General features: G+C 36.4%; 6 protein-coding genes. 2 read left to right on the forward strand and 4 right to left on the reverse strand.

Annotation, left to right across the window (positions count from 1 at the left end; all coding sequences use genetic code 11):
• On the reverse strand, positions 1 to 260 hold a 260-nt coding region (locus P9X27_04180), incomplete at its 3' end, for a hypothetical protein (protein MDP8253581.1).
• Between the two features lie 791 nt (positions 261 to 1,051).
• On the opposite strand from P9X27_04180, the gene P9X27_04185 reads away from it, so the two are divergent.
• Positions 1,052 to 3,238: a hypothetical protein gene (locus P9X27_04185; GenBank protein ID MDP8253582.1), complete on the forward strand. Its 2,187-nt coding sequence runs from the start codon at positions 1,052 to 1,054 to the stop codon at positions 3,236 to 3,238.
• Here P9X27_04185 and P9X27_04190 read toward each other — a convergent pair.
• Together P9X27_04190 and P9X27_04195 are read right to left on the reverse strand one after the other, a co-directional pair.
• Positions 3,226 to 3,705 carry a tetratricopeptide repeat protein gene (locus tag P9X27_04190; protein MDP8253583.1) on the reverse strand — a complete coding sequence of 160 codons (480 nt, stop codon included), beginning with the start codon at positions 3,703 to 3,705 and terminating at the stop codon, positions 3,226 to 3,228. The two genes, P9X27_04185 and P9X27_04190, sit on opposite strands and share 13 nt — an antisense overlap.
• 545 nt (positions 3,706 to 4,250) lie before the next feature.
• Complete coding sequence (locus P9X27_04195) at positions 4,251 to 5,516, reverse strand: hypothetical protein (GenBank protein MDP8253584.1); 1,266 nt, start codon at positions 5,514 to 5,516, stop codon at positions 4,251 to 4,253.
• 307 nt (positions 5,517 to 5,823) lie between these two features.
• On the opposite strand from P9X27_04195, the gene P9X27_04200 reads away from it, so the two are divergent.
• The gene (locus P9X27_04200) at positions 5,824 to 6,033 is read left to right on the forward strand and encodes a hypothetical protein (GenBank protein MDP8253585.1); all 210 of its coding nucleotides are present in this window, start codon (positions 5,824 to 5,826) and stop codon (positions 6,031 to 6,033) included.
• 415 nt (positions 6,034 to 6,448) lie between these two features.
• On the opposite strand, the gene P9X27_04205 is transcribed toward P9X27_04200, so the two are convergent.
• Positions 6,449 to 7,135, reverse strand: coding sequence for a hypothetical protein (locus P9X27_04205; GenBank protein ID MDP8253586.1), 687 nt, complete (start codon positions 7,133 to 7,135; stop codon positions 6,449 to 6,451).
• Positions 7,136 to 7,460 lie beyond the last annotated feature (325 nt).

Consider the following 7,460-nt stretch of genomic DNA (forward strand, 5'->3'; position numbering starts at 1 on the left):
TCGAATACCTGCTTTATTTCGTTAATGCTGTATCCGAGGCTTCGCATTATGGCAATTCCGTTAAATAGGGCTATGTCTGAGAGATTATACACCCTTCTGCACAGCTTACCTTTGTCTCCCTGCTTAGGACGTTCTTTCCTAAGAATGAGATTATCCCACTTTACAATCACCGACGCGCTTACTGCATAACCGTAATTGTCAGCCATATACCGCGCTGCTTCTGAGGGGCTAAGCTGTGATAATAGCGCTAGTAAAAGCATAATTCCTCCCTTTAAAGTCGATTTATGATTCAATACATTGTATGGTATATTATATAGGATATTGAGGATTTTGTCAATAAAATAGGATGATTTGATTAATTTTATTTTTAGCTGAGCTACTCTGTTTAAACCATTTCTTATCGATTCTCGCAGTCAAAAAATACCTCTCTATACCTCTTGACTTGTTACGAAACCTATGGCCATATGTGTACTGACAAAAAGGAGGCAAAAATGAGCGAGAATACCCTACCCGTGCAAATATTAGTTATAATTATATCTCTAAATACTATACCTGTAAATAGATACTATATAGCCCAATATCTGAGGATATATGCCATATCAGAGATACTATTTTAGTAGTATTATCGCCACCCCGAAAGAGACTAAAATTCCTTATTTAATAGGATTATGGTTTCAGAGGGGTGCAAAAATTATGAGAATAGGCTAAAAGGTGGGTTTTTTGTCCAATTTTGTCCAGTATTTCAGGGTGTAAATTTCCATAACTCTTTTACTTTCAAACAGTTACAATATGTCCAACCTCAAGAGGTGGACATTTGACTAAAAATGAGTAAATTTTTTGCACGGGTAGGATTCAATTATACTATCAAAAGTATAAACTGAAACAATGCGGCCATCTTCCTTAGCACTCATTTCAAGTTATTATACTGCAAATTGTAAATTTTTGCTTATATTAAAGAGCCTTCTTGAGCATGAGATTTTCTCTCTTCTAATGTCCTAATCTATCCACCAAGTTTGACTTTTTTAATACTTTATGTTATAATTAAATATGTATGAAGATAAAAACTTGGTTATTTCTAATAGGGGGGTTTATCTGGAGTTTACATCTCTTGGAATTGAGCTATGCGCTATCTCCAGAGACAGAAGATCCCGACTTCTTTGCTCCAACATTAGCTCCAACATTACATCCTACCCAGACAAGCTCTGAAACACCGTGGTCATTAATCCAAGCAGTAATCAATGGTCTGCCACCTGGTATACTAAATCCATCTTCCGTTCAAACGAATTCTCAAACAGCAGCTCCCGAATCTCCTGTAGACTTCCGCTTTCCACCTGTTAATCCCGGAAATACTGGGCCTGCCTTCTACTTCTTTCCAGTATCTGAGACCATTGATATTTCCCATTTGATAGAAAATGCATCTACTCCTGAAGAATTAGGATGGAGACTTGATGAAGAATATATTTTGTCAAATTATTATACTGACAACCATTTCCGTTTAAGCGGTGATAGTAATATTATTTACTATGACAATAATATCCTTATATCCACTGGTGCAATCATCAACAACGCAATGTTTATACATCTTCAAAATACTCCAGGCGACCTGGCAATTATTAATTACACAGACAATGGTATTGTTACCAAAATCAGCATCCTGAGAGACCAGGAGAAATTCGAAAATTTTGCTGAAGCAGTCAGGGAAACACCGGAGTTACCTTTACATGAATTTATTGTTACATATATCGAAAAAATTGAAAGTGGTGAAACAGACCCTTTAAGCATACGAACTGTTGAACCAACGCATTTAAGCGCCGATGCTGCAATAGATGAGATATTGCAAAATTCCTCTCCACAGGTAATCGCATTCGGCGAAATCCACCCTTCAGAAGAAGGTGGAGAATCTACAACAACATCTTTAGTGCATTTTTCCGATGAAATTCTCCCCCGCCTTATAGCCGCTGGGTATCATGATTTTGTGATAGAGTATTTTCTTGCTGATACCCCACAAGAAGAATTTGATTTTTATTTTGATAACGGATACATTTCGCCTGACATAACTCCATTTTTATGGGATACAGCAAGGTATGCCAAGGATTCTGATGGGTTAACGTATTTTTTAGAAAAGGCAAGAGAATTAAGAAATCAGGGCATAGATATTACGATTCACGGCGGATTCATAACTAGCACTGACATCGATAGAGTATTGCTTGGTGAAATTGAGGAAGACGATGTGCCAATAATGATTGCGAATGTAACACAGACTAAAATCGAAGAATTAGTAACGCAAGGCAAAAAGGTCGTGGCCTACAACGGCAGCATTCATAACGATATCGAACCTATGGTTTCTGCAGAACATGATTCTGAATTTCATAAACGTCTTCTGGAAGAGAGTTTTGGCGATGATCTTCGTGCGCTCCTAGGTGAAAATTATCTTGAAATCGACCTCATAGTACCGGAATTCTTACAAAATGCTCCATTGGATCCCCTCCTATACTACCTACAGTCTGTACCGAAAGAAGGGGTTACTCTTTTACAACCAACGGATGGTAAACAAGTAATAATTTTCCCTCAATCAGCAACTGAATCAGAAACTCCTTCATCAGAACAACCCCTCTCCCACGAGGATAGAACTATAACTGTTGTAGAAGATCCTGCAAACGAGATAACAGTTAAACTTACATATATTGTTCCAGGCGCCCTCTATCCTAATGGCATCATTCTTGAAACAGAGGACAGAATTTATCATTATGATACTTTATGCAATCGCCTTTATAATGGTTTTTTGGGCGAGCGGATAGAAGGGGAAGAAGCTATAGAATATTTCAAACAACAGGTAGAAGAAATTTTAGTGTCTAATCCTAACCCAGAATTAGAATTTGTATTTCAACATTTTCTGGCTGCGAACGGATACCGAGAATCCTTTCCTATTATTGAATGTAGAACTATCGCAATGTTAAACGATGTAGAAGTACAAATTGAATACAGCATAGGTCAACCAAATCGCATTGTTGTCATCCACGGCAATGAGAAATATAGCTATGAATACAAATCTCACTTTGGCATTTGGTGTTTTAATACAACTACTTACGATCACACCCCCCTTGAGCCCTCAGAAGTTTCAAGTACCTATCAATGGTTCAGAGAAGTAGTAGCTCAAGCCTTAGCAGAGAATGATGAGTATTTTGCCCACAAGATATATGATAATTTCTGCAACAGATACTTCCCTCAATCTCCCTGATAAAATTCCTCTAAATTCTCTAAGTAGCGCGTAAATATTTTAGGTGGAGCATATCCTAAGTGCACTGCTATATCATAATGCTCCCTTGCTAAGTCAACCTGAGGAAGTTTTCTTTTCGCATAGACAACTGCTATAAGATAATGTGCATCCGAATAATCAGGTTTTATCTCAAGCGTTTTTTTTAGATAGCTTATGGCTTCCTCGTATTCTCCTTTTTTGAAGTAACAACGGCCTATCATGTAATAGCCTTGATAAAATTCTGGCGAGAGGATAATGGATTTTTGATACCCCCTTATTGCAGCGTCAAGTTCCTCTTTGCTGTAATATTCTTCTCCTTTTATGTAGCAGCTATATGTCTGTTCTTCTTTGTTTATCCAATGTGTTTTAATAAAAAAACATCCCCCTATTACAACAATTACTATTAAAAATAATCCCCCAAAAAATTTTCGGGAGTTACGTATATTCATAGCTATTCCTCCAAGTTAACTCACATAGTCATAAGCTTGCTTTATCAAGCACATTGTATAATCTAACTGGTCAGTAGAATTAATTTAAAAACCCTGTTTAATTTACCATAACCCTACCCGTACAAATATTAGATATAATTATATCTCTGAATTTCCTGTTTATATACACCTACTATATAATAAATAATTCAAGAAATACATGAGAATTTGAGAGGTTTTCTGGTAGGCTTAGCAAGGTGAACCATCTCAAAGCTATATCCAAACTATCTTTATCCACCCATATACTATTTTACTATACCGTAAAAAATCGCACTTTTTCCCATTAATTCTATAGCTATCTACAGGTTATCTATATAGATAAAACTAAAATCTTTTTTGCACAGGTAGGCCCTTGGTTTGACCATCCCCTTTGCATCTAAATGCTTTAGAAATAAAAAAGGCAGTAGAGTTAACCGCCACAATTTGTAATAACTTATTTTAACAAAACTCTCATATTTGACTTACGATTCTATTAATTTAAAAGACTTAATTTCCTTTAAAGAATATTAATAATCTATCAACCCTCCTCTTTCCAATGTAAGCGGAGATCCCGGCATACGCATTCCAATGAACATAAGACGTACATCATCAACTGGAGGCGTTCCGATTAAATCATAAATTTCCCCTGTGCTGGTATCTAATACTATAGCCCGAGACCCATAACCTAAAATATCTCTTTCTACAATTTCAATTTCATGCATTTCCAATGCAGTATAAATATCAAGAATTAACTCTTCTGATCCTCTATTACCTCCAACCAATCTTGACTCAATTGATTCCCCGTCAGCACCGTTATTCACCATATGATATTTCATACTGTTTATTCCACCCCTAACATCTGTAACAGCATCTAAATGAGCTAAAGCTCCTATTCCAGTAGTAGGATCATATAGCGTTATAATTACACACGGACCTGCTCCAAATGTAAGTAAATACGGCTGCTCAGTATCAGGGCTAGTCACACCAGCACTTCCCTGAAGTACGCTGACATAACTTCCATTGGGAGGAAGATTCATTGGGCTACGATATCTATCTGTTTGAGGTTGGATTTCTGCCAGTGCAGCTGCTAATTCATCACGTTCTTCTTGTCTTTCATCTTCCGTAGCCAACATTTCATCGGTTACATCAGGTAATTCTAAGGTATCCCGAAGCCAATCATACAAAGGCATATCTGAAGCCAAAGATAGCTTAACAGTTACTGTATCTCGAGGATGAAGAGCAAGAACTTTTGTAACATTTTGAGTTGTGGGGTCAACCTTTAAAGTAACCATAGAATATTCTACCCCTTCAGCTTCTATATAAATAAGTTCCTGCCCTGAATAACTATCTTCATAATACTCCATCCTTATAATACCATTATCATATAAAACTATTTCCCCATTTTCATCAAGTAATCCTTGATTTATTAAGTCGGCAACAGAAATTTGTTCCTCAGGTTCAAGTTCTACGGTTTTTCGTTGCCATTCGTCAGACTGAGCAAAATAGCCATCACCCAAACCAAATAAAGGAAGCATTCTATATGTTGTAATATTATCACCTATGGGGTCTTCATTTTGCATAGCATCAAGTTTTAACGATTGTAAAACAGCGCTAGGATCAATTTCAGATTCAACTGTTGTATTATCTCCAACTGAGCCATCAACCGGTCTAAGCACATCTATCGGACCAATACCACCACCACCTCCAGAGAATACAGATCTCGCTGCATCTGCTATACTTGAAACACCGACTACTAAACCAACTATCAACAGACCTAAAAGCAACTTCTTCATCTCCCTATCTCCTTGATTAAATTTGTTTTAATTTCATTAGCCTCGTAATTCAACTAACTACATGCAAAATTCATGCCCAACAATAAGTAAAAGTTAAAATCTATGACACATTACTAATCAATTAGTTGCACCAATACATCGTGATGGTTGTTTTTTTTGACAAAATGACAATGTAAACATAAGCTTACATCAATAGGAGTCCCAAGCACTATCTACCCGTGCAAATATTAGATATAATTCTATCTCTGAATCCATAGGCCTATAACTATGCACTATATAACCAATATCTGAAGAAAAGAAAATTGAAATGAAGCAAGCGGCTGGTTGGCTTAATTTAAGCTATGCACGGCTCAGCCAACTTTTAATGCTTAACTTTCTTTCAACCGAAATTAAAGAATCAATTCTCTTCTTAGCAAACGAAAAACTCTCTCATATCTCAGATAATTCTCTTCGTAAGGTCGCTGCAGAAATTGACTGGCAGAAACAAAGCCAAATGTGGCAATCACTTCTCCGCTAATATCTCTCTAAATATCGTTTAATCGAGCTTATTCCTTATCATTATAATCGCATTTCTCGCCTAAATACCAATTAAATGCCGGCCATTAACTAATTGCCAATTCAGAGATAAAGAGATAGGTAAGTGAGATTATTTGTTGGATTTCGGATTAGCCTTAAGATTGCTTCGACCTGCTTTGCAGACTTCGCAACAGTATAGCAGAATAATTTTCATAACCATTTGACACGCGCGAAGATACAAAAGCCCTGAAGATTGTTACTCATCAGGGCTTATATTATCTCTCAACTGTAAGTTTGAGAGATTTAATTGGCTACCCCTGCTGGACGAGTTTTGCAACTATTGATGTAATCTTGAAATTAAGGAAGAATAATAAAAGCCCGTCAAATAATAATGACGGGCTTAAAATATCAATCATTTAATCTGTTGCTGCATGATAAAGAGCATAGCCAGCTGATGCCACGAATACCCCAACAATAAAACCAGTGGCTGCAGCAACGCTTATAGCAATACCAGCAAAACCAAGCACGCCAGCAGCAGAAGCACTTGATAAAAACCTATGCATTGCAGGTATAGAAACAGTAGCTGCCATCGCTAATATAGTAAGTGATAAAAAATTGTCATTTTTCTCAGTTAAAATACCATCTCCAATAGCCAGGATATTATTTAAACTTACGCTCCTTACCATATCTAAAACACCAGTAAACTCTATCTTACTAGTTGGGCTGCCTAAAGAAGTTGCATCTAAATCTTGAATTAAATTTTCTTTTACTGCTTCAACATTATATGGTCGTCCACTCCATATTTTTATTGTGTCCTGCTCGTACTGAATTATATCGCTACCGACCATCATAACTACCTCATTAGGAGAGTCTATTATCAGTATTTCCCCTGCATCAAAAACGACAGAATCTCCTTTAGTGCTTATGTTCGGTTCTTCTACTTCAGAATCCATTAAAGATACTCCTAACATAATTCCAATTTGAACTAATCTCCCTAACTCTGGTATTTGATCTTCTCTATTCTCAATAACCTCTCCTGCAGCATATACTAGTTGAGATGTAAAAAGTATCACTGCTACAAAAATATTGATTAAATTTTTCATCTTCAAATCTCCTTATTGTTCATTTATTTTTAAGCCCCCTCTAAGAGCTACTTATAATATTTATACCATGTATTACAGCTTGATCAAATCGCTTTATAACTTTTTTTTAATTTGTGTGTAAAAATGAGAAAACTACCCGTGCAAATATTAGTTATAATTGTATCTCTGAATATTAGGTCTGTAAATATGTACTTTATAACCTGGTATCTGAGGATATATGCCATATCAGAGATACTATTTTAGTAGCATTATCGCGGCCCCGGAAGAATCTCGAACTTGTATTTAACTGACTAATGGTTTCAGAGGGGTGCAAAAATTATGAGAA

The sequence above is a fragment of the Candidatus Kaelpia aquatica genome, from assembly GCA_030765335.1.
In the GTDB taxonomy this organism is placed as follows: domain Bacteria; phylum Omnitrophota; class Gorgyraeia; order Kaelpiales; family Kaelpiaceae; genus Kaelpia; species Kaelpia aquatica.

What these genes read in the sequence shown, in the direction of transcription:
- P9X27_04185 (MDP8253582.1), top strand. Translation starts at nt 1,052, where the DNA reads ATGAAGATAAAAACTTGGTTATTTCTAATAGGGGGGTTTATCTGGAGT.
- P9X27_04190 (MDP8253583.1), bottom strand. Translation starts at nt 3,705, where the DNA reads ATGAATATACGTAACTCCCGAAAATTTTTTGGGGGATTATTTTTAATA.
- P9X27_04200 (MDP8253585.1), top strand. Translation starts at nt 5,824, where the DNA reads ATGAAGCAAGCGGCTGGTTGGCTTAATTTAAGCTATGCACGGCTCAGC.
- P9X27_04195 (MDP8253584.1), bottom strand. Translation starts at nt 5,516, where the DNA reads ATGAAGAAGTTGCTTTTAGGTCTGTTGATAGTTGGTTTAGTAGTCGGT.
- P9X27_04205 (MDP8253586.1), bottom strand. Translation starts at nt 7,135, where the DNA reads ATGAAAAATTTAATCAATATTTTTGTAGCAGTGATACTTTTTACATCT.